Consider the following 24,163-nt stretch of genomic DNA (forward strand, 5'->3'; position numbering starts at 1 on the left):
AGCTTGCCCGATGACCCGTTCCGCCAAACCGCTGGTCGGCCTGCCCTGCGACGCGCGTGAACTGGGCCCGCATCCGTTCCATGTGGTGGGCGACAAATACATCCGCGCTGTCAGTCATGGGGCAGGGTGTCAGCCGATGCTGATCCCGGCCCTGGGCGACTGGTGGGATGTTGACGGGCTTCTGGACCGGCTGGGCGGGCTGTTCCTGACGGGCAGCCCCAGCAACCTGCATACGGGCCTTTATGGCCTGCCCGACGCGATGCTGACCCCGCCGCTGGACCCCGCCCGCGACGCCACCACCTTGCCGCTGCTGAAAGGCGCCCTGGCGCGCGGTATTCCAGTTTTCGCGGTGTGCCGCGGGTTTCAGGAACTGAACGTGGCGCTGGGCGGCACCCTGCATCCGCGTATTCAGGAGGTGCCGGGCCGCATGGACCACCGGGAGCCGAAGGAAGCGCCGGTGGAGGTGCAGTATGCGCCCGTCCATCCCGTGACCCTGACACAAGGCGGTGAATTCGCCCGCATCACGGGCCTGTCGGAGATGATGGTGAATTCCCTGCATCAGCAGGGGATCGACCGCATCGCCGACGCTCTGGCCATTGAAGCGGTAGCGCCCGATGGGCAGATCGAGGGCGTGCGGTATACGGGCGGTCCCGGCTTTGCCATGGGCGTGCAATGGCACCCGGAATGGCGCTTCTGGGAAAACCCGCCCTACGCGGCGCTGCTGTCGGCCTTTGGCGACGCCGTCAGAGCCTATGCGGGCCGGTGATTACACCGCCCCCACGCTGACATAGCTCGACACGCCCCTGATATGTTCATCCACCGCCAGCCGGTGGGAGAGCGGTGGGAAGGCGCGCTGGGTGCAGTCCAGGCGCGGGCAGACGCGGCAATTGACCCCAATAGGTGTGGCCGCTTCCATGTTGGACAGGTCCAGGCCATCGGCATAGGTCAGCTGTGCTGCATGGGCCAGATCGCACCCGATGGCCACCGCGAATTGCCGCGCCGGCTGTTTCCAGCCGCCGCCCGGCTTCTCCACCGTGCGTACGATGGAGAAGAAGGCGGTACCATCGGGCATACGGGCCAGCTGTGTCTGAATCTCCCCCGGCCGCCGGAAAGCGTCATGCACATGCCAACGCGGGCACGCCCCACCGAAACGCGCAAAATGGAATCCGGGTGCCGCACTGAACCGTTTCGACATGTTGCCGGCGGGATCGACACGGGCGAAGAACAAAGGCACGCCCTTGGCCCCCGGCCGTTGCAGCGCCGTCAACCGGTGGCAGACCTGCTCAAAGCTGGCGACGAAGCGGCGGGACAGGATTTCGATGTCGTACCGCACCTCCTTCGCCGCCGTCAGGAACCGGCCATAGGGCATCATCAGGGCCGATGCGAAGTAATTGGCCAGCCCCACCCGTGCCAGCCGGCGAGACTCGTCATGGCTGAACGACCCGCGTGAGACGGCCGCATCCAGCAGCGCCGCCTGCCCCAGCAGGGCCGCCTGACTGGCCAGTTGGAAGGTGCGGCCCGCCGGGTCCAGCATTTCGGAGATCAGAACGCGCTTGGAATGCCTGTCATAGCGGCAGATGGCCCCGCCCATCACATCGATGGGCATCAGGCGCACCCGCACCCCATGCTTTTTCTGCAAATGCGCCGACAGCGTGCCATAGAGATTGCCGCTATCCAGATCGCCATCGATCCACAGGCTTTCCGCCGCGATCTCCAGATCGGGGAAATGGTTCTGTTCAGCCTGGAAGAATTCCGACACTTCCTCCTGCGGAAAGGCCTGGGCGCCCATGACCTGCAACTTGTCGCGGTCGGCCACCTTCTCCGCCAGCGCCCCCAGATCCTCCCGAGCTTCGCGATAGGCGCGGTACATCGACACGATGGCGTGGCCCAGGTTAGGGGCCGCCGCCGCAACCTCCTTCATGTCCTGGGCCTTGATATCGCCGGCTTCGAACAGGGGATCGGCAAACACTTCCCGCAGGCTCGCCACCAGCCGCGTCTCATCATCTTCCGCAAAGCTGGCCATGTCGATGCCATAGACCGATGCAATCTTCAGCAGCAGCGGTACCGTCAGCGGGCGCTGATTGGCCTCAATCAGGTTCAGATAGGAGGGGGAGACCCCGATCTCCTCCGCCATCTGTGCCTGTGTCATCTTCAGGTCACGGCGCAGGCGGCGGACCTTGTGGCCCAACATGGCCTTCTTGTCGGACATGGGGTCAGCCTTCCTTGCGCGTAATCATTTTCACCTCGTCCCGATAGCGGAACCGAAGGGCGGACCAGTCATCGTCAATCGCGATCTGGGTCACCGGGATCATGCCTTCGCGGGTCAGCCGGTCCCATCCCGCATCGCGGGAGAGATCGCTTCGGATCGACCCGCTTTTCTTGGGATGCGCCACCCAGAAGGCCCCACCGCGTTTGTAAATCGGCAGCATACGGTCGGCCAGGGGCCCGAGGGCCGCGACATCCACCGCAAAGCCCAGCATCAGGTCAATGTCGCCATCGGGTCGTTCTGCCGGCAAACCAATGATTTCCCGAAGATTTTCTGGGGTGTTCAGCATCCAGGCCCGCCTGCCTGGTTTCCAGCCCAGCTTGTCCGCGATACTCTTCATGGCACCGACCTCCGCCGCTTCACCCCTTTAATTTACAGACTTTACAACATGACAGCAATTGGCATTACAGACTGTGACAGCAATACTATTTTACGAAATTCACTCTATTGATCATTTTATGTCCTGGGTCCATGTTCACCTCAACGGCGCTGCACTGCACACCAAACTCGGTATCGGGAACAAGGTGGCGGAAACAAAAAGCAGCCCGCACGAGACACCAGAGAGCCCCACCAGGCCAGGAGTTGAGACATGTCCCCGTTGGACCAGACCCAGAGCATCGATCTCGCCGCCATCCACGCCAAGCGCTATGACGGTATCAAGCGCGACTTCACGGCTGAGGATGTGCGTCGCCTGTCCGGGTCGGTGAAGATCGAGTACACGCTGGCCGAAATGGGCGCCCGCCGCCTGTGGGAACTGCTGCACACCCGTCCCTATGTCCACACGCTGGGCGCCTTCACAGGCAATCAGGCCCTCCAGCACGTCAAAGCCGGCCTGGAAGCCATCTATCTGTCTGGATGGCAGGTCGCGGCGGATGCCAATCTGGCGGGGCAAATGTATCCCGACCAGTCGCTGTACCCCGCCAATTCCGTCCCCGCCGTTGTGAAGCGCATCAACAATGCCTTCCAGCGCGCCGATCAGATCCAGACCGCCGAGGGCAAGGGCGATACCTACTGGTTCGCGCCCATCATCGCCGATGCCGAAGCCGGTTTCGGTGGCCCGCTGAACGCCTTTGAGCTGATGAAGGGCATGATCGAGGCCGGTGCGGCTGCCGTTCACTTCGAAGACCAGTTGGCATCTGAAAAGAAGTGCGGCCATCTGGGTGGCAAGGTGCTGATCCCGATCCAGCAGTTCATCCGTACCCTGAATGCTGGTCGTCTGGCCGCCGATGTCTGCGGCACGTCCACCCTGGTGGTTGCCCGCACCGACGCCGAGTCGGCCCAGTTGATCACCAGCGATGTGGATGAGCGCGACCACCCCTTCATCGACCGCAATGACCGCACGCCGGAAGGCTTCTTCCGCATCAAGAAGGGTGTTGGCGTCGATTACTGCATCGCCCGTGCCCTGGAATACGCCCCCTATTCCGATCTGATGTGGTGGGAAACTTCCAAGCCGAACCTGGACGAGGCGCGCCGCTTCGCCGAGGCCGTGCACAAGAAGTTCCCCGGCAAGATGCTGGCCTATAACTGCTCGCCCTCCTTCAACTGGAAGGCCAACCTGGACGATGCGACCATCGCCAAGTATCAGGCCGAGCTGGGGGCCATGGGTTACAAGTATCAGTTCGTGACCCTGGCGGGCTTCCATAGCCTGAACCTGGCCACCTTCGAACTGGCCAAGGGCTACAAGGAACGCGGCATGGCCGCCTACTCCGAGATGCAGCAGCGTGAATTCGCTGCCGCCGAGCAGGGCTTCACTGCCGTGAAGCACCAGCGCGAAGTGGGCACCGGCTACTTCGACGCGGTGGCGGTTGCCATCTCGGGCGGTACGTCGTCGACCACCGCCATGAAGGACAGCACCGAGACCGATCAGTTCCATTGATCGGTTCAGAGGTTCCCCCGAGTGATCCCGGCCGTGGCCGGGGCACTCCGGCGGCGACTGCCGCCGCGCGGCCCATGCCGCGTAAGCCAAGCCGCCGGATGGCGGCGCCCGGCGCTTGAGGGAACATTATCGTATTGATCCGCTGCCCTTCCTGAACAGGGTGGCGGGTCTGCCGGGGGAAGGGGCTGCATCCTTCCCTTGGCTCTTGGCCCCCCAGGCTGGAACCTTTCTGCCACCCTCCGCGCTGGATGGGAGGGGGCGGCGGAAAGCCGGTGGACGGCGCGATGGATCGCCGACCCCGCCGGATCGTACCGGCCATGGGGCCCTTTCAAACAAACAGAACAGGCGATGGTGGGCGCTCTTCTCTCCCGTCGTCTCTGGGGTCCGGCCCGCACCCGGACCCCACCCCCGATCCCAGGATGGCAACGCACCGTTCCGCCCTCGCGACAGAGGTGGGCGGTGCTTTGTCTTATCTGGCCCTCCTCCACCCTTTTACATCAGGAGATGCCCATGGATGGTTACACCCCCCTTGTTCTGGACGACGAACCGGTGATGACACCGGCGATCGCCGACGCAGAAGCCGCATGGGTTGCCGTCAGTGTGGGCGACAGCGTGATGTTTGTGTGGTTTGGGGGAGAGGAGTGAGCAGCAAAGCCTGGCAATGGGACAAAAAAAGGGGGACCAAACGGCCCCCCCTAGCCATTACATCAGACCCGCTTACTTCCGCCGCGTCAGTTGCCCGACGTCACGCACAGCACCCTTGGCGGCGGAGGTGGTGAGGGCCGCATAGGCCTTCAGTGCCTGGGACACGACGCGTTCACGCGGGGCCGACGGCTGCCAGGCATCCACGCCCTTGGCTTCTTCCGCCGCGCGGCGACGGGCCAGTTCCTCATCCGACACGGCCAGATGGATGCGGCGGTTGGGGATATCGATCTCGATCCGGTCACCTTCCTCCACCAGACCAATGGTGCCGCCTTCGGCGGCTTCCGGGCTGGCATGGCCGATGGATAGGCCCGAGGTACCGCCGGAGAAGCGGCCATCGGTGATCAGGGCGCAGACCTTGCCCAGCCCCTTCGATTTCAGATAGCTGGTCGGGTACAGCATTTCCTGCATACCCGGCCCACCCTTCGGCCCCTCATACCGGATCAGAACGACATCGCCGGCCTGGATGCGGTTGCCCAAGATGGCGCTGACGGCGGCATCCTGGCTTTCGAACACGCGGGCCGGACCGGCGAAAACCAGGGCGGAGGCATCCACGCCCGCCGTCTTCACGATGCAGCCTTCTTCCGCCAGATTGCCGAACAGCACCGCCAGACCGCCATCCTTGGAGAAGGCATTGTCGACGGAGCGGATGACGCCCGTGGCGCGGTCCAGGTCCAGTTCCTGATAACGGCTGGCCTGGCTGAAGGCCACGGTCGTGCGCACGCCGCCGGGTGCGGCCTTGTAGAAATGCGCGACTTCGGGATTGTTGGTCTGCGCCACATCCCAGCGGGCCAGCGCCTCGGCCAGGCTGTCAGCATCCACCCGCTTCACATCGGTATGCAGCAGGCCACCGCGCGCCAGTTCGCCCAGGATGGCCATGATGCCGCCGGCCCGGTGCACATCCTCGATATGCACATCGGCGACAGCGGGGGCCACCTTGCAGATATTGGGCACGCGGCGCGACAGGCGGTCGATGTCCGCCATGGTGAAATTCACCTCACCCTCATGTGCGGCGGCCAGCAGGTGCAGGACCGTATTGGTCGATCCGCCCATGGCAATGTCCAGCGCGATGGCATTCTCGAACGCCTCGAACGTGGCGATGGAACGCGGCAGCACGCCGTCATCATCCTGCTCGTAATAGCGCTTGGCCAGACCGACAATGCGGCGACCGGCTTCCTCAAACAGGCGGCGGCGGTCGGCATGGGTGGCCAGCGTGGTGCCGTTGCCGGGCAGCGACAGGCCCAGCGCCTCCGTCAGGCAGTTCATAGAATTGGCCGTGAACATGCCGGAGCAGGAACCGCAGGTCGGGCAGGCCGACCGCTCAATGACCTTCACTTCTTCGTCGGTATATTTGTCGTCGGCAGCGGCGACCATGGCATCGATCAGGTCGATGGCGATTTCCTTGCCCTTCACCTGCGCCTTGCCGGCCTCCATCGGGCCGCCGGACACGAAGATCGTCGGGATGTTGAGGCGTAGCGCCGCCATCAGCATGCCCGGCGTGATCTTGTCGCAATTGGAGATGCAAACCAAGGCGTCGGCGCAATGGGCGTTGACCATATACTCCACCGCATCTGCAATCACCTCGCGCGAGGGCAGGGAATAGAGCATGCCGTCATGGCCCATGGCGATGCCGTCATCGACCGCGATGGTGTTGAATTCCTTGGCCACACCGCCGACCGACTCCACTTCACGCGCGACAAGCTGGCCCAGATCCTTCAGATGCACATGGCCGGGCACGAACTGCGTGAAGGAATTGGCGATGGCCACGATGGGCTTGCCGAAATCCTCGTCCTTCATGCCGGTGGCGCGCCACAGGCCACGGGCGCCGGCCATGTTGCGGCCATGGGTGCTTTTGCGGGAACGAAGCTGCGGCACGGGGGTCTTCCTTCAGGCTTGTTCGAAGATTTCAAAAATGGATCGCTGATGGACAGAATAATATGAATGCAGCCATCAAACCGCATCCAACATTCCTGCAACCCGTATATGCCCCCGTTGGGGAGCGGTTCAAGAAGCGGTTCAGGCTGTCCGGGCCAGGGCGGCGCGGCGGCGGACCAGCCGTTCGGCGAATTCCGACAGGCCGATCAGCAGCACCATGCCCAGCAGCAGCCAGACCGGCAGCACCACCAGCCCCAGATGCTGCGCCAGCCAGCCCAGCGCCCCCGGGATCAGGGTCGCCCCGGCACCCGCCGCCGTCATCTGGAACCCAACCGCGTGCGGGGCGATGGCATCCCCCACGCGGATGGGGGTCAGGGAGACCAGCGTGGGGAAGGTGGGGGCAAGGCCGAAGCCCAGGCCCAGTGCCGCCGCCATGCCTACGGCAGGCGTGGGGAACCACGCGAACAGCAGGGCCGACACCAGGGCAATGGCAAGGCCAGCCCTCAAGGCGTTCAGCGGCCGCACCCGCGCCGTCACCTGCCCGAACACCAGCCGCCCGAAGGTCAGCGCCCCCCAGTACAGGCCCGCAATGGTGCCGGCAGTGCCGACATCGATCCCATGCTGGCGCGTCAGCAGCGTGAACAGCCACTGCCCCGCCGCCATCTCCACCCCGCAATAGACCATGAACAGGCCGACATTCAGCCAGATCACCGGGTGGCGCAGCGCGTCAGTAAAGGGGGCGATGGCCGTCGCCGTGCCGTTGCCATCGCCACCCGCATCTTTACTTTCTTCCCACCGCCGCATGGTGACCAGGAACATCACCGCCATACCGGCCAGGATCAGGGCGATCAGGGCATAGCCCCATCGCCAGCCGGCCCCCAGAGTAATGGAAGCCGTCATCAACAGCGGACCGGCGGTGGCACCCAGGCCCCAGGACCCGTGCAGCCAGTTCATGACGCGGGGGGAGAAACGGCGGGCACCATAGAGATTGATGCCTGTATCGATGGCACCGCTGGCCAGCCCGCCCAGAATGGCGGCAGGGATCAACAGATAGAAGGACGGCGTCAGGGCATAAGTGGCCAGGCTGGCCACCATGGCGGCACTGCTGACCGTCAGGACAACACCCAGGCCCATGCGGCGCACAATGCTGCCCCCGGCCAAACCGGAGAACAGGTAACCGCCCGTGCCGCAGATCAGCAGAATGCCAAGATTGCCCAGCGGCCGGTCGAAGGTTTCCCGGATGAAAGGCCATGTCACACCGGGCAGCCCATCCGGCAGGCCCAGGCTGATGAAGGCCAGGAACGCCATGGCGATCAGGGCGGCCGGCAAACTGGAACGGGGGCGGGAAGGGGTCATGATCCGCGGGGCAGGGGGCGATGCCGGCCATACGCAACGGGTCAGGCCGAACCGGAAAGAGGCCGGTGTTGGAATCGATATCATGCCCGTGAAGCCTGCGGCAAGACGGGGGCCGGTATGGCTGAACCCCGCTCAGGCCCTTCGCCGGTCTGGACAGGGACGCCCGGCCCGCCTAATCCTGTTGCCTTCCGTCACCGACGCTCCGAGGCCCTCCCCGTGCGTATCGCCACCTGGAACATCAACTCCGTCCGCCTGCGCATCGACATTGTCGGCAAGCTGCTGGACGAACAGCAACCCGACGTCCTGTGCCTGCAGGAAACCAAGGTGGTGGATGACGCCTTCCCGCGCGGGGAGTTCAAGGCGCGAGGGTATGAGCATATCCATATCCATGGAATGAAGAGCTATAACGGCGTCGCCATCCTGTCGCGCATCCCCTTTACCTCGCGCGACATCCGCCATTCCTGCGGCAAGGAGGATTGTCGCCACGTCCTGGCCACGCTGGAGAACGGGGTGGAGATCCACAATCTCTATATCCCCGCCGGCGGTGACATTCCCGACCCGGCACTGAACGACAAGTTCGCCCACAAGCTTCAGTTCCTGGAGGAGATGCAGGCCTGGTTCCAGGAGAAGCGGTCACCCGATCAGCCCATGATCCTGGTGGGCGACCTGAACATCGCACCCTTGGAGCATGATGTCTGGTCGCACAAGCAGCTGCTGGACGTTGTTTCCCACACCCCGATCGAGGTGGAGAAGCTGACGGCCCTGCAGAACAGCCTGAACTGGGTCGATGCGGTCCGCCATTTTGTGCCTGCGGATCAGAAGCTGTATAGCTGGTGGTCCTACCGCGCCGCGGACTGGAACCTGTCCAACAAGGGCCGCCGCCTGGACCATATCTGGGTCACCCCGCCGTTGGCACCCTCCCTGAAGGGCCAGAACATCCTGCGCGAGGCGCGAGGGTGGGAGCCGAAGCCCAGTGACCATGTGCCGGTCATCGTGGACCTGGATATCTGATCAGCCTTCACACATGCAGGCGCGTCGGCAACCGGATGCTGACCGTCGTTCCCTCACCCGGCTCGCTGTCGATGGACAGCGAGCCGCCATGCAGTTCCACCAGTGACTTGGCGACCGGCAAGCCCAGGCCCGTGCCCTCACCTGTGCGGGCTAGATGGCTGTTGATCTGGCGGAACGGTTCCAGGGCCAGCGCCACCTCGGTCGGCGTCATGCCACAGCCGGTATCGGTCACCCGCATTACCATGTAATCGTCGGGCCAGAGCGGGTCACGTTCCACCGCGACCGTGATGGTGCCGCCCGACGGTGTATATTTCACGGCATTGTTGATCAGGTTCAGCAATACCTGCCGGATCTTCATGGCGTCGGCGCGCAGGTACGGTGCCTTCTCCCCAGAGGAGACGACACGCAGGTCCAGTGACGCCGCCTCTACCCGCCCGCGCATCAGGCGCACGCATTCCGCCGCCAGGGTCGGCAGGTCCACGACCTCCAGCCGCAGATCCATCTTGCCGGCCTCAATCTTCGACAGATCCAGAATGTCATTGATCAGGGCCAGAAGATGCAGGCCGGAACCACGGATGTCCTCGGCATATTCGGCATATTTGGGGTTGCCCATAGGCCCGTGGATACGGTGAACCATCACTTCGGCAAAGCCGATGATAGCGTTCAAGGGCGTGCGCAGCTCATGACTGGCCACAGCCAGGAACTGTGATTTCGCAGCGGTCGCCTGTTCGGCCTCCGCCCGCGCCATGCGGGCCGCCGTCTCGCTGGCTTCCAGCTTGGCGACATAACGCCGGACCAGCACCACCAGGGCCAGCACCAGGATGGTGCCGAACACGCCCTGCAGCAGGATCTGGTTTCGGAACTGACGGTAGGGCTGCAGCACATGGTCGATATCCTGGCCCACCGACACCAGCAGCCGCGTGCCGGGCAGCAGCTCGTAACTGGCGATACGATCCTCGCCGTCAATGGGGCTGACGGCGCGGATGATGCCATGGCCGTCGCCTTCACGCGCCGCCCCCACATCGGGCAGGTCGGGATAGGACTGCCCAACAATGCCGGGGGTCGACGCACCGCGCGCATAGACGGTGCCGTCCAGGTCCATCAAGGTGGCGATGGCGCCCAGGTCCAGATCGACCGCACTGAAAAAACCCGCGAAATATTCCGACAGAACATCGCCCACCACGACCGCGATCAGGCTGCCATCAGGTGCCTCCACCCGCACCCAGAAGGGAATGGAGGACATTAGCGGTGTGCGCCCGATGATGGGCTTGCCAAAGCCCAGGCGCGGCGATCCCGGTTCCGTCGCCTGCCGGAAATAATCGCTGTCGGACATGTCCAGGCCGACCGCGCCGGGCCGGGTCGCGTCCACCACAATGCCGCGCGCATCCATGATGCCCAGGAATTTCGACACCCGGTCCAGCCCCGCCACGCGCCGGCGCATTACCTCCAGATCGGCGGGATATCCCGCCTCCACCCGGTCGGACACTTCCTGCAGCAACTGCTGCACCTGACTGACGGTACGGCTGACATGCTGACCGAAGGCGCGGGTCAGGTTGGCTGTGTCACGCTCAGCATCGGCCAGGGCGTCGAGATAGGAGGAATGGATCTGCCAGCCGACAAGTAGCCACAACCCGCCCAGCACCATAGCCGAAAGCAGGTTGATGCCGGTACGGCCCAACAGGGCCATCGAGCGGCCGGAGCGGCCACCCCTGTCTCGGGTTTGCTGTCCCATTAAAGGCTTCTATAGCACGCGGTACAGGCCGCGTCACGCGGTGGCCAGTTCGCCTGCCAGTTGCAGCATCAATGACAGGTCCGCATCGCGCGACAGGCGGTGGTCGCCATCCTTGACCAGGGTGACACGCACATCGTCGCTCTCCAATGCCGCCGCCAGATCCAGGCTGGTCTGCCAAGGAATGTCGGGATCGCACTGCCCGTGCAGCAGGCGGACAGGGCAGCGGATGGGGATGGGGTTGCTCCCCTTGGCCAACAGAAGATGGGACTGCGCCTCATCCAGCAGATGTTTCGTGATCGGGTATCCGGCGGGGTCATAGGCCGACGGCGCAATGAACCGCCCATGCCGTTCCAAAGCTTCCAGCTCCGCCGGCCCCAGGCGCGGGCGGATCATGCGTTCGGTGAAGTCGGGGGCCGGGGCAATGCCCAGCAGCCCCGCCACCCGGTCAGGTCGGGCCAAGGCCAGCAACAGCGTGATCCAGCCGCCCATGGAGGACCCGACCAGGATCTGCGGCCCCTGCGCCACCCGGTCCAGCACGGCCAGGGCATCATCGCGCCAGCGCCCGATGGACCCGTCCTCCCAATCGCCGCCACTGGCGCCGTGGGCATGGTAGTCAAAGCGGATGAAGGCCCGGCCTTGGGCCTGTGCCCAGCGTTCCAGCGCCACCGCCTTGGCCCCGCCCATGTCGGACCGGAAGCCCGTCAGGAAGATGATGCCCGGCCCTGTACCAGGGCTCTGGCGATAGGCTATGGCGGTTCCGGCCCGATCCAGGCTATGTATCGGCACCTCGCCTTCCATGGCTGCCCCGTTCATTCGTTCGAAATTCCGCCCATGCCGCCCCAAGCTGACGCCGGCACCATAGCCGGCACCCTAGACGGCGATGTGACGCCGGACAATCCCGGCCTTGATGCCGCCAGCCTGTTCGGCGGTGGCAAGCCCGTCATTCTGCAGGTGATCCCCACCCTGGTCACGGGCGGTGCGGAACGCGGCTGCATCGACATGGCCGCTGCTATTCAGCGCGCGGGCGGCACGGCCATCGTGGTTTCCGCCGGTGGACAGATGGCGCGTGAGTTGGACCGGTATGGCGCCAAGCATATCCAGTTGCCGGTGCAGTCGAAAAACCCGCTGACCATGCGGCGCAACGCAGCCAGGCTGACGGACATCATCAAGCAGCATGGCGTCGATCTGATCCATGCCCGCTCCCGCGCGCCGGCCTGGAGCGCCTATTGGGCGTCCAAACGCGCCGACATCCCGTTCGTCACCACCTTCCACGCGCCCTATAATTTCAAGGGTCGGGTGAAGAAATGGTACAACAGCGTCATGGCCAAGGCCGACCGAATCATCGCCGTGTCGGGTTTCGTCTATGAGCATGTGGCCACGGAGTATGGCGTTGGGGCGGACCGGCTGCGCCTGATCCATCGCGGTGTCGATGTCGATATCATGTCGCCCGACAAGGTGACCCAGGCCCGCATGGCGCAGTTGATCCAGCAATGGCGCCTGCCGGAGGATCAGCGCATCGTGCTGCTGCCCGGTCGCCTGACCCGCTGGAAGGGGCAGGGGGTGCTGATCGAGGCCATATCACGCCTGGGGCGCAGCGATGTACGCGCCGTTCTGGTCGGTGATGAACAGGGCCGCGACCATTATCGCCAGGAACTGGAAGATCATATCCGCCGCCTGAACCTGGGCGGGCAGGTCACCATCGCCGGCCACTGCAACGACATGGCAGCGGCCTATATGCTGTCCGACGTGGTGGTGAATGCGTCGATCGAACCCGAAGCCTTTGGCCGCGTGATCGCAGAGGCCCAGGCCATGGGCCGCCCGGTGATCGTGTCCGACCTCGGCGCGGTAAAGGAAACCGTGATCAACGGCGAAACCGGCCTGGTGGTGCCCCCCAACGATCCCGACGCCCTGGCCGGCGCCATCCGCGCCGCCCTCGACCTGGACCCGCTGCAGCGTCAGGCGGTAGGCCTGGACGGCATGCGTCATGTGCGGGCAAACTTCACCAAGGCCGGTATGTGCGCCGCCACTCTGGCGGTCTATGCAGAGCTGTTGGGTTGAATAGCCTGTCAGGAAAGCCGTTCAGAGCACGATCAGTGATTGGAACTCCTGCATTTACGGTCGGTATCTGATACCATCGGTCCATTCTCACCCAAATCACGTCCTCCGGCTGTCGATGCCGCCGCCATTCGGAGCGTGTGGAGCCGTTGCCCGTGAAACACCGCCCAGTTTTGTGTTGCATAATGTTTCATAAGGGCATCACGAAACCGGGTTTGTGCATTTTTCCCCGCCTGAATCCCGCCTTGATTACCGTGTAAGCAGCAACTCCGTCCAAGGGGCGAACCGCCCGGCCTTGCCTAGTGCCGGCTTTTTTGCTCTAAGGATGGCTCCATATATCCGCTGGCGTTATCCGGGTGGTCTTCCCATGTCCTTGCGTGCCCTGTCCGTGATTGGTCGTTCCGCCCTGTTGGGCGCCCTGGCGCTGGGTCTTTCCGGCTGCGGCGCGCTGGACAGCCTGGGTTTCGGCGGGGAGCCTGAGGCCCCCAACACCCAGATCCTGCGCCAGAACAATGGCGGGGCGGCAGGCATGAACGCCGCTGCCCGCCCGGCCGGCACCGTGACGGTCAACGCCTTCCTGTGGCGCGCTGCCCTGGACACCGTGACCTTCATGCCGCTGGTTCAGGCCGACCCCTATGGCGGCGTCATCCTGACCGACTGGTACAGCCCGCCGGCCACGCCAAGCGAGCGGTTCAAGGTCAATCTCTACATCCTGGACGCAGCCCTGCGTGCCGATGGCGTGCGCGCCACCGTGTTCCGCCAGGAACTGAAGAACGGTGTATGGATCGACGCGCCGGTGACGGCGGAAACCGGCACGCAGCTGGAAGACACGATCCTGACCCGCGCCCGTCAGCTACGTCAGCAGTCGGCTGCGCCCAGCAACTGATCCCGTTTTCCGGCAGTTTGCGGTTCAGCCATGCCAAGGCCGGCCTTCGCCGGCCTTCGGCGTTTATGATAGTGATCGCAGAGCGATATTCCGAGCCGCCGGGCATCGGCCCCTGTCACGGGTGACGCCCGGCGAAGCGACACCCGTTCGACAGGTTCCGACCCATGTCCCGCTATAATGTCCGCGAAACCGAAGCCAAGTGGCAGTCCGTCTGGGAAGAACGCCGCAGCTTCGCCGTCACCGCCGATCCGTCCAAGCCCAAGACCTATGTGCTGGAGATGTTCCCCTATCCGTCGGGGCGCATCCATATGGGCCATGTGCGCAACTATACCATCGGCGACGTGATCGCCCGCTATAAGCGGTCCAAGGGTTTCAACGTCCTGCACCCGATGGGCTGGGATGCGTTCGGCCTGCCGGCGGAAAACGCCGCGCTGGAGCGCAACACCCATCCCGGTACCTGGACCTATGAGAACATCAAGGCCATGCGTGGCCAGTTGAAGACCATGGGTCTGGCCATCGACTGGGACCGCGAGATCGCCACCTGCCGGCCGGAATATTACCGGTTCGAACAGAAGATGTTCCTGGATTTCCTGAAGGCGGGCCTCGCCTATCGCAAGGAAAGCTGGGTCAACTGGGACCCCGTGGACAACACCGTTCTGGCCAATGAGCAGGTGATCGACGGGCGCGGCTGGCGCACCGGCGCCCTGGTGGAAAAGCGCAAGCTCTCCCAGTGGTTCCTGAAGATCACGCATTTCGCGGACGAGCTGCTGTCGGCCATCACCACGCTGGATCGCTGGCCGGAAAAAGTCCGCATCATGCAGGAGAACTGGATCGGCAAGTCCACGGGCTGCCGCTTCTTCTTCCAGCTTTCCGATGGGCACGCCGATCTGGAGGTGTTCACCACCCGGCCCGACACGCTGTTCGGTGCATCCTTCGTGGCGATCAGCCCCAACCATCCGCTGGCTGGCAAGCTGGCCGAGAGCGATGCGGGTCTGGCCGAGTTCATCGCCGAATGCAACCGCATGGGCACCAGCGAAGCCACGCTGGAACAGGCGGAAAAGAAGGGCTGGCGCACGCCAGTGACGGCGGAACATCCCTTCGTCAAGGGCTGGAACCTGCCCGTCTATGTTGCCAACTTCGTGCTGATGGAATATGGCACGGGCGCCATCTTCGGCTGCCCCGCCCATGATCAGCGCGACCTGGACTTCGCGCGTAAGTACGACTTGCCCGTGAAGCCCGTGGTGGTGCCCGATGGCGAGGACCCTGCCGCCTTCGCTGTGGGGAATGAGGCCTATACCGGCCCCGGCAGCATCCGCAATTCCGACTTCCTGGACGGTCTGTCCGTGGAAGAGGGCAAGAAGGCCGCCGTCGCAAAGATTGAGAGCTTGGCCCGCGGGCAGGGGACGACCATGTTCCGCCTGCGCGACTGGGGCGTTTCGCGTCAGCGCTACTGGGGCTGCCCCATCCCCATCATCCATTGCCCGGATTGCGGCGTGGTGCCGGTGCCGGAAGACCAGCTTCCCGTCACCCTGCCCGCCGACGTCACCTTCGACGCCGCCGGCAACCCGCTGGCCCGCCATGCCACCTGGAAGCATGTCAAATGCCCCTGCTGCGGCAAGGATGCGGAGCGGGAGACGGATACGTTCGACACGTTCATCGAGTCGAGCTGGTATTTCCTGCGCTTTGCCGACCCGCGTAACGAGCAGGTGGCCTTCGACAAGGAGCTGGTGAAATACTGGCTGCCCGTCGATAACTATATCGGCGGCATCGAGCATGCGGTTCTGCACCTGCTCTATTCCCGCTTCTGGACCCGCGCCCTGTCCCATGTCGGCTATCTGGACTTGCCGGAACCGTTCGGTGGCCTGTTCACCCAGGGAATGGTGACGCACGCCACGTTCCAGGATGCCGATGGCAAGTGGGTCTTCCCCGTGGATGTGGATATCCAGGGGACCAAGGCCACAAAGATCGCCGACGGCTCCCCCGTCACGGTCGGCCCCGTCATCAAGATGTCGAAGTCCAAGAAGAATGTCGTGGACCCGGAGGGCATCATCGGCAGCTATGGCGCCGATGCCGCCCGCCTGTTCATGATGTCCGACAGCCCGCCTGACCGCGATCTGGAATGGACCGAGGCCGGTATTGATGGCGCCTGGCGCTATATCAACCGCCTGTGGCGTCTGGTGACGGAGCCGGGCTTTGCCCTGCCTGCCGCCGGTACCGCGGCCCCGAATAGCTTCGGCGCCGATGCCACCGCCCTGCGCCGCGCCGCACACAAGGCGGCGGCGGCGGTGGGTGAGGATATTGAGGGCTACCGCTTCAACAGCTCTGTTGCCAAGCTGCGCACCTTCACCAACGCACTGGGCGATGCCCTGTCCAAGATGGCGGCCAAGGGCGAGGTACCGGCGGACGAGGCCTGGGCCGCGCGTGAGGCGCTGGAATATATGGCGCAGATCGTTCAGCCCGTGATGCCGCATCTGGCACAGCAGATGTGGGAAGAGCTGAGCCATGGCGACCTGCTGGTCGACCGGAACTGGCCTGTATCCGATCCCGCCCTGCTGGTGGATGACAGCGCAACCGTGGCCGTACAGGTCAATGGCAAGCTGCGCGCCACCCTGACCCTGGCTCGCGACTGCGCCGAAGCCGTGGCGCGGGAGGCGGCCCTGGCCGACGCGAATGTGCAGCGTGCCATGGACGGCAAGGAACCGCGCAAGATCATCGTGGTGCCGAACCGCATTGTGAATATTGTTGTATGAGTAAAGGGGTCGGGAGGTTGAGGCTTGGTTCAACCTTCTGGCCTGTTTTCCGCAGGTTCTTGGCTAAAGAGCCGCAATTTTCTTGAACCAAGCCTCAACGAGGCGTGCCATGGCCCAGCATTTACCCCGTCTTGCCACCGTCCTGCTGCTGGCCCTGATGCCGGCGGTCCTAGGGGCCTGCGGTTTCAAGCCGGTCTATGGCACAGCGTCCCATGACAGCGCCGTGGGTGCTGCGCTTGCCAATGTGCAGATCGACCCGATCGTTGACCGCAATGGCCAGGTCCTGCGTAATAACCTGATCGACCGGTTCTATACCGATGGCCGGCCCGCCAATGCCCGTTACCGCCTGGCCGTCGCCCTGTCCGCGACGGAGGAGGAGCTGGGCATTCAGAAGGATGCGACCGCCACCCGTGCGCGGCTGCGCCTGCAGGCCAGTTACGAGCTGATTGAGATCAGCACGGGCCAGGTGGTCTATCGTACCTTCTCCCGCTCCATCGTCAGCTTTAACCTGCTGGACAGCCAGTTTGCCGTGCTGGCCACGCGCCAGGACGCCTATGATCGTGGCCTGACCGAGCTGGCGGACGATATCCGCACGCGCCTGTCGCTCTATTTCGCGCGCGACAAGCAGTAAGGGGAGGGGGCGTTGAAGGTTCAGCCGAAAAACGCCGACGCCTTCGCCAAGCGCCCGCCGCCGGCCACGCGGCTGGTCCTGCTCTACGGTCCCGATGCCGGCCTTGTGCGCGAACGGGCCAAAACCGCCGCACAATCGGCCTGTCCCGACCTGTCCGACCCGTTCCGCGTGACGGAGATGAAGGCCGATCAGGTGACCGCCGACCCGGCCCGCCTGAGCGATGAACTGTCAGCCATGGCGCTCACTGGCGGGCGGCGCGTGGTGCGGGTGCGCGACGCCGATGACAAGCTGGCAGTGACCGTCTCTGCTCTGCTGAAGGCCTTTCCCGGCGGCGACACGCTGCTGGTGATCGAGGCGGGGGAACTGGACGCCCGGTCCAAGCTGCGCAAGGCGGTGGAGGATGCGGGCGACATTGCCGGCGCCATCGCCTGTTATGTCGAGGGCGAGGAAGAACTGGCCGGCACCATCGGTCGCATGATGGCCGATCACGGCCTGCAGATCGATCCGGACGCCCGCGACTGGCTGGCCGGCAATCTGGTCGGCGACCGCTCCATGGCGCGGGGCGAGATCGACAAGCTGGCGCTCTATATGCTGGGGCAGAAGCGGGTGACCCTGGAGGATGCCCGCGCCGTGATCGGCGACAGCGCAGCCCTCGACCTGGATGAACCGGCCCAGGCGGCGGCGGGCGGCGATATGGCGGAGGTAGACCGGTCCTTGCGCCGTCTCTATGCGGATGGCACCGCCACCGTGGCGATCCTGCGGGCCGCCCAGCGCTATTTCCAGCGCCTGCACATGGCCGTGGCCCATGTCGCCAAGGGGCAAACGCCCCAGGCCGCCGTAAAGGCCCTGCGCCCACCCGTTTTCTTCAAGCTGGAACCCATCCTGACCGCCCAGATCCGCAACTGGACCCTGCCCAAGCTGCATCAGGCGCTGGACAGGCTGCAGGAGGCAGAGGCGGAGTGCAAACGCACCCATATGCCGGACGAAACCATCTGCTCGCGCGCCTTCTTCCAACTGGCACAGCTGGCACGGCGGCCCAACTGATCCCCTGAAACGGCGATGGAGAGCCCCCCATGAACATCATCATGCTGCTCTATCCCCGCCTGACCCAACTGGACCTGACCGGCCCGTTTGAGGTGTTTGCCCGCCTTCCGGATGTGACGATCATTCTGGCCGCCAAGAGCCTCGATCCCGTGACCGACAGCGGCGGCCTGCGCCTGCTGCCCACGCACACACTGACCAACGCACCCCAGGCCGATATCCTGTTCGTGCCGGGCGGACCAGGGCAGCTCGACCTGATGGACGATACCGAGGTGCTGGATTTCCTGCGCGCGCAGGCGGCAGGGGCGGGGTATGTAACCTCGGTCTGTACAGGCTCCCTGGTGCTTGCCGCCGCCGGCCTTTTGAAGGGCTACCGCGCCACCTGTCACTGGATGTCGCTGGAGCAGCTTGCCCTGTTCGGCTGTACGCCCTGCGACGACCGCGTGGTGGTAGATCGCAACCGCGTCACCGGCGGCGGCGTCACGTCGGGCATCGATTTCGCCCTGCACCTGGCGGCATTGCTGTTCAATCAGGAGCGCGCCGAACGCATCCAGCTCTCCATGGAATACGACCCCGCCCCACCCTTCAGCAGCGGCCACCCAAACAGCGCCGATCCGGCAATCGTGGAGGCAATGCGGGCGCGGGCGTCAGGGCTGCAGGAGAAACGCTGGGCAGCCGCGAGGGCGGCAGCGGCGCGGTTGGGGAAAGGCTGACCATCCGACAAAAATTCGTGAGGGCGAACAAGAATTTGTGGCGCAGTCGCGTTTACGCCGCCACCCGATGCCCCGCCGCCGTCAGGGCCGTGATCGCCGCCTCCAGCGTCTCTGCCCGCACCAGGATGTAATCCGTGTCGTAGGTGGCGATGGCGAACAGGCTGATGCCGGCATCGGCCAGCGGGGCTGTCAGGGCGGCCAGGATGCCGGTCAGGGCGAAATCCAGGGGTCCTTGCACCTTCAACGCCCGCCACGGTCCCACGGCTGCCACATCGCCCGGAACGCGGCCTTGGCAGACCACAATGGACAGTTCCTCATCGGTGCGCGTGATGCTGACAAAGCCGGGACCCGCAGCCCAGGCGGGAAGGGGCGCGTCAGGGGCCAAACGGCAGACGGCCAGATGGTCAGGCAGCAGGGTCAGCGGCAGGGAGGGCATCAGGCGCCCGCCGGCAGCTTCACAGGTTCCTCATAGGAGATCACCACCGATACGCGCCAGCCCGCATCCCTATCGCGGCGCAGGACATAGGAGGTGGAGAAGCGCATGATTTCCGCCCGGTCGGCAGAGCGCAGCAGCCACAGCACCTCTGCCCGCGCCAGATTCTCCCCGCAGGGCCAGGCCCAGACGGCTGCCGGCACCGGCCAGGCGAGGCCAATATGACGATAGGTATCCAGCATGCCATCGACATAGGCGCGCACGGCCTCCAGATCGCCATGCACAATCGGCTTCGCCGCCGTCAGGACCGTCAGCGGCTGATCGAACAGGGCCGCCACACGGTCTGTGTCATAGGCCGCAAAGGCCGCACTGTAGCCGTTGAAATAGGCGGCGGCTTCGGCGCCGATCTGGCTGCTGTCGGTCATTCTTCCCTCTGGATTGCTTGTTATCGTTGAAATGAAAAGGGCCGGAACGTGTCCCGCGTCCCGGCCCCCGATTTCACCGCTTCAGAATACGGTTCAGCACACTGTCCAGCTGGTCCAGTGTGCGATAATGTATCTGCAGGCTGCCCTTCTTGCCGGTGCCGCTCAGCGTGACCTTGAGGCCCAGCGCCAGGGACACTTCCCGTTCCAACGCCACGGTGTCGGGTGCCTTGTCCTTCACCGCCTTGGTCAGGACCAGCGGTTCCGCCGACATTTGCTTCACCAGCGCTTCGGTCTGACGGACATTCAGCTCGCGCTTGATGACCTCCTGCGCCGCCGCCATCGGGTCGGGCGCCGTCAGAAGGGCACGGGCATGGCCCATGGACAAGGTGCCATCCTGGACCAGCGCCTTCACATCATCCGGCAGGGCCAGCAGGCGCAGCATATTGGCGACATGCGAACGGCTTTTGCCAACCGACCGCGCCAGATCCTCCTGCGTGTGATCAAACTCATCCATCAGGCGCTTATAGCCTTCCGCCTCTTCCAAAGGCGTCAGGTCGGAGCGCTGGATATTCTCGATCAGCGCGATTTCCAGCGCTTCACGGTCCGTCAGGGTGCGGACCAGGACCGGCACCTCATGCAGGCCCGCGAGCTGCGCTGCACGCCAGCGCCGTTCACCGGCGATGATCTCATAGCTGGCATTGCCGGGCGTGGCCGCCGGGTCCTTGCGCACCAGCAACGGCTGCAGGATGCCGCGTTCGCGCACACTTTCGACGAGTGCGGTCAAGGCCTCCTCGTCAAAGCGGCGGCGCGGCTGGAACTTGCCGGGATGAACCTGATCAATGGGCAGAAGCCGGGTCAGACGGACACGGTCCACCTGCTGCTCCTCCTCCGTCGCCGCCACCTCCCCGAACAGGGCGGACAGCCCACGGCCCAGGCCGGTGCGCGAATTGTTCTTTCTAGGTTCATCCATAGGCCAACTGCCGCTTCCGCTCGCGCTTCAACATCTCGCCTGCCAGATGGATATAGGCCTGTGCGCCCGCCGACTTATGGTCATAGAGCAGCACCGGCTTGCCATGGCTGGGCGCCTCGGACACCCGCACATTGCGGGGGATCACCGTCTCATAGACCTTTTCCCCGAAGAAGCCACGCACATCGGCGGCCACCATGTCGGACAGGTTGTTACGACGGTCAAACATCGTCAGGACCACGCCATTGATATCCAGCGTGGGGTTGAAGGCGCGCTTCACGCGTTCAATGGTACGGATCAGGTGCGACAGCCCTTCCAGGGCATAGAATTCGCACTGCAGAGGCACCAGCACGGCATCCGCCGCCGCCAGCGCGTTCAAGGTCAGCAAGCCCAGGGCTGGCGGGCAGTCGATCAGGATATAGTCGAACCCGCCCGACGACTTCTCAAGGCTGTCTTTCAGCCGGAATTCACGGCGCTCGACATTGACCAGCTCCACCTCGGCGCCAGACAGATCGACATTGGCCGTCACCACCCACAGGCCGGGCACGGAGGTGGCCACAGCCACCTCTTCCACCGTCAGGTCAGCGAACAGCAGGTCATAAATGCCGAATTCACGGTTGCTCTGCGGAATGCCCAGACCGGTGGAGGCATTGCCCTGCGGATCATTATCAATGATCAGCACACGCTTGCCACAGGCAGCCAACGCCGTCGCCAAGTTGATGGTGGTCGTGGTCTTGCCCACGCCGCCCTTCTGGTTGGCAAGGGCGATGATGCGGGCACGATGGGCGGGGAGGGTGGTCTGGGCGGCGCTCGGCACTGTCGTTCAACCTCTGTCGTTCGGCTTGTGGCGAGACCGCTTAGCGCGGTGCAAGGTCACTGATACGCAGAATGGTGCCGGCCGGATCGGTCTGGCTGGGGAACCGCTCGACCCGCATATTCCAGGAATCCTTTACCGCGGTCAATTCATCCTCGGCCGTCCTGCCCTTCGGAAATAGGCAGGTGCCACCCGGTTTCAGCATTCCATGCGCCCAAGGCAGCAATAGCGCCAGTTCCGCAAGCGCGCGGGCAGAGACCACATCGGCGGGGGGCGTGTCCGCCACCTCAATCCGAACGGGATGCACCGTCGCCGGCGCCCCCGTCACCCGCGCCACTTCGCGCAGGAAAGCGGCCTTGCGCACGTCCGATTCGACCAGATGCACCTCCGGCACGCCCAAGATTGCCAGGACAAGACCGGGGAAGCCGGCGCCGGAACCAAGGTCGACCAGCACCTTCGTCCCATCCGGAATCAGGCTGAAAACCTGCGCGCTGTCGGCCAGATGCCGTGACCAGAGATCGTCCAGCGTGCTCTTGGAGACCAGATTGATAGCCGGATTCCATTTCTGCAGATGGGCCGCATAAACCTCCAGCTTCGTCAATGTTTCACGTGAAACACCGAAGCGGGACTGGAACTGTTGCGGGCTCATCGGCGGCGGACCCGGCGGGCGGGGCATGGGTGGGAGCTTGAGAGGCTTGGATGGTTTACGCGGCGCCACGATCGCCCCCACGCTTCTTGACATGACGCAACAAGGAGGTGAGGGCAGCCGGCGTCATACCCGGAATACGCGCAGCTGCACCTAGGGTCGCGGGCCGCGTCGCCTTCAGCTTCTGGCGGATCTCTGCTGACAGGGAGGCGATGCTGTCCGGGTCCAGGTCTGTCGGCAGCTCCAACGCCTCATCCTTACGGAAGGCACGGATATCCGCCTCCTGGCGGTCCAGGTAGCCCGCATACTTGCCATCAATCTCCACCTGCTCCGCAATGTCGGGCGACAGGGACGACAGCTCCGGCCATACTTGACACAGGCGCGGGAAGTCAATCTCGGGATAGCGCAGCAGGTCAAGCGCGTTACGGCGCACCCCATCCTTGTTGATGTGCAGCCCGTGCTTCTCCAGCTCGTTGGGCGTGGCCGACAGGCCCGTAACGAGCTCCCGTGCATGCGCCAGGGCCTGCTTCTTTTCCGCCCAATGCGCCTGGCGTCGGCTACCCACCAGACCGATGGCCAAGCCACGGTCGGTCAGGCGCTGGTCGGCATTGTCGGCGCGCAGCAGCAGGCGGTATTCGGCGCGGCTGGTAAACATGCGGTAGGGTTCGGACGTACCGCGCGTGATCAGATCATCGATCAACACGCCAATATATGCCTCCGCCCGGTCCAGCACGAAGGGGGCCGAACCGGTCACGGCCAAAGCGGCATTGACGCCGGCAATCAGGCCCTGTGCTGCCGCTTCCTCATAGCCCGTGGTGCCATTGATCTGTCCGGCCAGGAAGAGGCGGGGCAGGCGGCGGGTTTCCAGGGTGCGGGTCAGTTCGCGCGGATCGACATAATCATACTCAATGGCATAGCCGGGCCGGATCATACGCACCTGTTCCAGGCCGGGGATGTTCTTCAGAATGTCGAGTTGCACATCGCGCGGCAGTGAGGTGGAGATGCCATTGGGATAGACCGTGTCATCATCCAGACCCTCCGGCTCCAGGAAAATCTGGTGCCGCTCCTTATCTGCGAAGCGAACGACCTTATCCTCCACGCTGGGGCAGTAGCGGGGGCCCACCCCCTCAATCTGGCCCGAATACATGGGTGCGCGGTGGATATTGTCGCGGATGACCCGATGGACCTCCGGCGTGGTGTAGGTGATGGCGCAGTCAATCTGCGGCGTTGTGATGCGGTCAGTCAGGGTGGAGAAGGGCGGGGGCGGATTATCGCCCGGCTGCATTTCCAGCCCCGCCCAATCGATGGTCTTACCATCCAGACGCGGCGGCGTGCCCGTCTTCAACCGGCCCAGGTTGAAGCCCAGCCGTTCCAGCGTCAGGGACAAGCCGATGGCGGGCTCCTCTCCCACACGACCCGCGGGGATCTTCTCCTCGCCGATATGGATCAGACCGCGCAGGAAGGTGCCCGTTGTCAGAACCACGGCACCGGACCGGATTTCACGTCCGTCACCCGTCACGATACCGGCGCAGGCGCCAGAGGCATCGATGATCAGGTCCTCGGCGGCGGCGGCAATGATGTCCAGGTTGGGCTGTTCGGCCAGGGCCTTCTGCATCGCCTGGCGATACAGCTTGCGGTCGGCCTGGGCACGTGGGCCGCGCACGGCCGGGCCCTTGGATCGGTTCAGGATGCGGAACTGGATGCCGCCCTGGTCCGTCACCCGGCCCATGACGCCATCCAGCGCATCAATCTCACGCACGAGATGCCCCTTGCCCAGGCCACCGATAGCCGGGTTGCATGACATCTCACCAATGGTTTCCGTCTTGTGGGTCACCAGCGCTGTACGGGCCCCCGCACGCGCCGCCGCGGCCGCCGCCTCGCATCCCGCATGGCCGCCGCCAACCACGATAACATCATAGTGCTGCATGGGGCGGGAAGATAAGCGCGCCAAGCCTTTGAGTCAAAGGACAGGGGCGCATGGGGC

The 24,163-nt window shown here is 64.4% G+C and carries 22 protein-coding genes; 10 read left to right on the plus strand and 12 right to left on the minus strand.

Annotation, left to right across the window (positions count from 1 at the left end; genetic code table 11):
- Nucleotides 1-10: 10 nt before the first annotated feature.
- A complete protein-coding gene (locus C0V82_RS11845) occupies nucleotides 11-766 on the plus strand; it encodes a gamma-glutamyl-gamma-aminobutyrate hydrolase family protein (RefSeq protein ID WP_102112522.1) in 756 nt (251 codons plus the stop codon).
- Here the strand turns inward: C0V82_RS11845 and C0V82_RS11850 are convergent, their stop codons facing one another.
- Both C0V82_RS11850 and C0V82_RS11855 read right to left on the minus strand, forming a co-directional pair.
- Complete coding sequence (locus C0V82_RS11850; RefSeq protein WP_102112523.1) at nucleotides 767-2,209, minus strand: helix-turn-helix domain-containing protein; 1,443 nt, start codon at nucleotides 2,207-2,209, stop codon at nucleotides 767-769.
- A gap of 4 nt (nucleotides 2,210-2,213) precedes the next feature.
- The gene (locus C0V82_RS11855) at nucleotides 2,214-2,606 is read right to left on the minus strand and encodes a hypothetical protein (protein ID WP_102112524.1); all 393 of its coding nucleotides are present in this window, start codon (nucleotides 2,604-2,606) and stop codon (nucleotides 2,214-2,216) included.
- A gap of 249 nt (nucleotides 2,607-2,855) precedes the next feature.
- Between C0V82_RS11855 and aceA the strand changes: the two genes are divergently transcribed.
- Both aceA and C0V82_RS27790 read left to right on the plus strand, forming a co-directional pair.
- Complete coding sequence (gene aceA, locus C0V82_RS11860) at nucleotides 2,856-4,142, plus strand: isocitrate lyase (RefSeq protein WP_102112525.1); 1,287 nt, start codon at nucleotides 2,856-2,858, stop codon at nucleotides 4,140-4,142.
- A gap of 510 nt (nucleotides 4,143-4,652) precedes the next feature.
- Nucleotides 4,653-4,787 carry a hypothetical protein gene (locus C0V82_RS27790; protein WP_281262353.1) on the plus strand — a complete coding sequence of 45 codons (135 nt, stop codon included), beginning with the start codon at nucleotides 4,653-4,655 and terminating at the stop codon, nucleotides 4,785-4,787.
- A gap of 72 nt (nucleotides 4,788-4,859) precedes the next feature.
- Here C0V82_RS27790 and ilvD read toward each other — a convergent pair whose 3' ends face one another.
- Together ilvD and C0V82_RS11870 are read right to left on the minus strand one after the other, a co-directional pair.
- Nucleotides 4,860-6,719, minus strand: a complete 1,860-nt coding sequence (ilvD, locus tag C0V82_RS11865; RefSeq protein ID WP_102112526.1) for a dihydroxy-acid dehydratase — start codon at nucleotides 6,717-6,719, stop codon at nucleotides 4,860-4,862.
- 141 nt (nucleotides 6,720-6,860) lie between these two features.
- The gene (locus C0V82_RS11870; RefSeq protein WP_158659884.1) at nucleotides 6,861-8,075 is read right to left on the minus strand and encodes an MFS transporter; all 1,215 of its coding nucleotides are present in this window, start codon (nucleotides 8,073-8,075) and stop codon (nucleotides 6,861-6,863) included.
- A gap of 216 nt (nucleotides 8,076-8,291) precedes the next feature.
- Here C0V82_RS11870 and xth point away from each other — a divergent pair, with 216 nt between their 5' ends.
- The gene (xth, locus tag C0V82_RS11875) at nucleotides 8,292-9,086 is read left to right on the plus strand and encodes an exodeoxyribonuclease III (protein ID WP_102112528.1); all 795 of its coding nucleotides are present in this window, start codon (nucleotides 8,292-8,294) and stop codon (nucleotides 9,084-9,086) included.
- Between the two features lie 7 nt (nucleotides 9,087-9,093).
- On the opposite strand, the gene C0V82_RS11880 is transcribed toward xth, so the two are convergent.
- Complete coding sequence (locus C0V82_RS11880; protein WP_102112529.1) at nucleotides 9,094-10,818, minus strand: sensor histidine kinase; 1,725 nt, start codon at nucleotides 10,816-10,818, stop codon at nucleotides 9,094-9,096.
- A gap of 33 nt (nucleotides 10,819-10,851) precedes the next feature.
- Nucleotides 10,852-11,631, minus strand: a complete 780-nt coding sequence (locus tag C0V82_RS11885) for an alpha/beta hydrolase (protein WP_245924079.1) — start codon at nucleotides 11,629-11,631, stop codon at nucleotides 10,852-10,854.
- 18 nt (nucleotides 11,632-11,649) lie between these two features.
- On the opposite strand from C0V82_RS11885, the gene C0V82_RS11890 reads away from it, so the two are divergent.
- The 6 genes from C0V82_RS11890 to C0V82_RS11915 all read left to right on the plus strand — a co-directional run bounded on the left by C0V82_RS11890 (nucleotide 11,650) and on the right by C0V82_RS11915 (nucleotide 18,894).
- Complete coding sequence (locus tag C0V82_RS11890; protein ID WP_102112531.1) at nucleotides 11,650-12,876, plus strand: glycosyltransferase family 4 protein; 1,227 nt, start codon at nucleotides 11,650-11,652, stop codon at nucleotides 12,874-12,876.
- A gap of 364 nt (nucleotides 12,877-13,240) precedes the next feature.
- Nucleotides 13,241-13,759, plus strand: a complete 519-nt coding sequence (locus C0V82_RS11895; protein WP_102112532.1) for a DUF3576 domain-containing protein — start codon at nucleotides 13,241-13,243, stop codon at nucleotides 13,757-13,759.
- A 164-nt stretch (nucleotides 13,760-13,923) separates the two neighbouring features.
- Complete coding sequence (leuS, locus tag C0V82_RS11900) at nucleotides 13,924-16,509, plus strand: leucine--tRNA ligase (RefSeq protein WP_102112533.1); 2,586 nt, start codon at nucleotides 13,924-13,926, stop codon at nucleotides 16,507-16,509.
- 109 nt (nucleotides 16,510-16,618) lie between these two features.
- Complete coding sequence (lptE, locus tag C0V82_RS11905; protein WP_102112534.1) at nucleotides 16,619-17,140, plus strand: LPS assembly lipoprotein LptE; 522 nt, start codon at nucleotides 16,619-16,621, stop codon at nucleotides 17,138-17,140.
- 12 nt (nucleotides 17,141-17,152) lie between these two features.
- Nucleotides 17,153-18,184, plus strand: coding sequence for a DNA polymerase III subunit delta (holA, locus tag C0V82_RS11910; RefSeq protein ID WP_102112535.1), 1,032 nt, complete (start codon nucleotides 17,153-17,155; stop codon nucleotides 18,182-18,184).
- A 29-nt stretch (nucleotides 18,185-18,213) separates the two neighbouring features.
- Nucleotides 18,214-18,894: a DJ-1/PfpI family protein gene (locus C0V82_RS11915; RefSeq protein WP_102112536.1), complete on the plus strand. Its 681-nt coding sequence runs from the start codon at nucleotides 18,214-18,216 to the stop codon at nucleotides 18,892-18,894.
- A 52-nt stretch (nucleotides 18,895-18,946) separates the two neighbouring features.
- Here the strand turns inward: C0V82_RS11915 and C0V82_RS11920 are convergent, their stop codons facing one another.
- The 6 genes from C0V82_RS11920 to mnmG form a co-directional block, all read right to left on the minus strand.
- Complete coding sequence (locus tag C0V82_RS11920; protein ID WP_102112537.1) at nucleotides 18,947-19,330, minus strand: ACT domain-containing protein; 384 nt, start codon at nucleotides 19,328-19,330, stop codon at nucleotides 18,947-18,949.
- Nucleotides 19,330-19,752, minus strand: a complete 423-nt coding sequence (locus tag C0V82_RS11925) for a DUF6841 family protein (protein WP_102112538.1) — start codon at nucleotides 19,750-19,752, stop codon at nucleotides 19,330-19,332. The genes C0V82_RS11920 and C0V82_RS11925 overlap by 1 nt, the downstream gene beginning before the upstream one ends.
- A 73-nt stretch (nucleotides 19,753-19,825) precedes the next feature.
- Nucleotides 19,826-20,722: a ParB/RepB/Spo0J family partition protein gene (locus C0V82_RS11930; protein ID WP_102112539.1), complete on the minus strand. Its 897-nt coding sequence runs from the start codon at nucleotides 20,720-20,722 to the stop codon at nucleotides 19,826-19,828.
- Nucleotides 20,715-21,536, minus strand: coding sequence for a ParA family protein (locus tag C0V82_RS11935; RefSeq protein WP_054168042.1), 822 nt, complete (start codon nucleotides 21,534-21,536; stop codon nucleotides 20,715-20,717). Before C0V82_RS11935 ends, C0V82_RS11930 begins: the two co-directional genes overlap by 8 nt.
- A 40-nt stretch (nucleotides 21,537-21,576) precedes the next feature.
- On the minus strand, nucleotides 21,577-22,182 hold the full coding sequence (gene rsmG / locus C0V82_RS11940) for a 16S rRNA (guanine(527)-N(7))-methyltransferase RsmG (protein WP_102113397.1): 606 nt from the start codon (nucleotides 22,180-22,182) through the stop codon (nucleotides 21,577-21,579).
- A 55-nt stretch (nucleotides 22,183-22,237) separates the two neighbouring features.
- Complete coding sequence (gene mnmG / locus C0V82_RS11945) at nucleotides 22,238-24,106, minus strand: tRNA uridine-5-carboxymethylaminomethyl(34) synthesis enzyme MnmG (protein ID WP_102112540.1); 1,869 nt, start codon at nucleotides 24,104-24,106, stop codon at nucleotides 22,238-22,240.
- Between the last annotated feature and the right edge of the window lie 57 nt (nucleotides 24,107-24,163).

It is taken from the genome of Niveispirillum cyanobacteriorum, from assembly GCF_002868735.1.
GTDB classification, from domain to species: domain Bacteria; phylum Pseudomonadota; class Alphaproteobacteria; order Azospirillales; family Azospirillaceae; genus Niveispirillum; species Niveispirillum cyanobacteriorum.

Excerpts from the sequence above, each read along its gene's own strand:
- aceA (WP_102112525.1), top strand. The coding sequence starts at position 2,856 with ATGTCCCCGTTGGACCAGACCCAGAGCATCGATCTCGCCGCCATCCAC.
- C0V82_RS11895 (WP_102112532.1), top strand. The coding sequence starts at position 13,241 with ATGTCCTTGCGTGCCCTGTCCGTGATTGGTCGTTCCGCCCTGTTGGGC.
- C0V82_RS11845 (WP_102112522.1), top strand. The coding sequence starts at position 11 with ATGACCCGTTCCGCCAAACCGCTGGTCGGCCTGCCCTGCGACGCGCGT.
- C0V82_RS11885 (WP_245924079.1), bottom strand. The coding sequence starts at position 11,631 with ATGAACGGGGCAGCCATGGAAGGCGAGGTGCCGATACATAGCCTGGAT.
- C0V82_RS11915 (WP_102112536.1), top strand. The coding sequence starts at position 18,214 with ATGAACATCATCATGCTGCTCTATCCCCGCCTGACCCAACTGGACCTG.
- C0V82_RS27790 (WP_281262353.1), top strand. The coding sequence starts at position 4,653 with ATGGATGGTTACACCCCCCTTGTTCTGGACGACGAACCGGTGATGACA.
- C0V82_RS11890 (WP_102112531.1), top strand. The coding sequence starts at position 11,650 with ATGCCGCCCCAAGCTGACGCCGGCACCATAGCCGGCACCCTAGACGGC.
- C0V82_RS11870 (WP_158659884.1), bottom strand. The coding sequence starts at position 8,075 with ATGACCCCTTCCCGCCCCCGTTCCAGTTTGCCGGCCGCCCTGATCGCC.
- C0V82_RS11880 (WP_102112529.1), bottom strand. The coding sequence starts at position 10,818 with ATGGGACAGCAAACCCGAGACAGGGGTGGCCGCTCCGGCCGCTCGATG.
- mnmG (WP_102112540.1), bottom strand. The coding sequence starts at position 24,106 with ATGCAGCACTATGATGTTATCGTGGTTGGCGGCGGCCATGCGGGATGC.
- C0V82_RS11850 (WP_102112523.1), bottom strand. The coding sequence starts at position 2,209 with ATGTCCGACAAGAAGGCCATGTTGGGCCACAAGGTCCGCCGCCTGCGC.
- C0V82_RS11930 (WP_102112539.1), bottom strand. The coding sequence starts at position 20,722 with ATGGATGAACCTAGAAAGAACAATTCGCGCACCGGCCTGGGCCGTGGG.
- leuS (WP_102112533.1), top strand. The coding sequence starts at position 13,924 with ATGTCCCGCTATAATGTCCGCGAAACCGAAGCCAAGTGGCAGTCCGTC.
- C0V82_RS11920 (WP_102112537.1), bottom strand. The coding sequence starts at position 19,330 with ATGCCCTCCCTGCCGCTGACCCTGCTGCCTGACCATCTGGCCGTCTGC.
- rsmG (WP_102113397.1), bottom strand. The coding sequence starts at position 22,182 with ATGAGCCCGCAACAGTTCCAGTCCCGCTTCGGTGTTTCACGTGAAACA.
- C0V82_RS11925 (WP_102112538.1), bottom strand. The coding sequence starts at position 19,752 with ATGACCGACAGCAGCCAGATCGGCGCCGAAGCCGCCGCCTATTTCAAC.
- C0V82_RS11855 (WP_102112524.1), bottom strand. The coding sequence starts at position 2,606 with ATGAAGAGTATCGCGGACAAGCTGGGCTGGAAACCAGGCAGGCGGGCC.
- lptE (WP_102112534.1), top strand. The coding sequence starts at position 16,619 with ATGGCCCAGCATTTACCCCGTCTTGCCACCGTCCTGCTGCTGGCCCTG.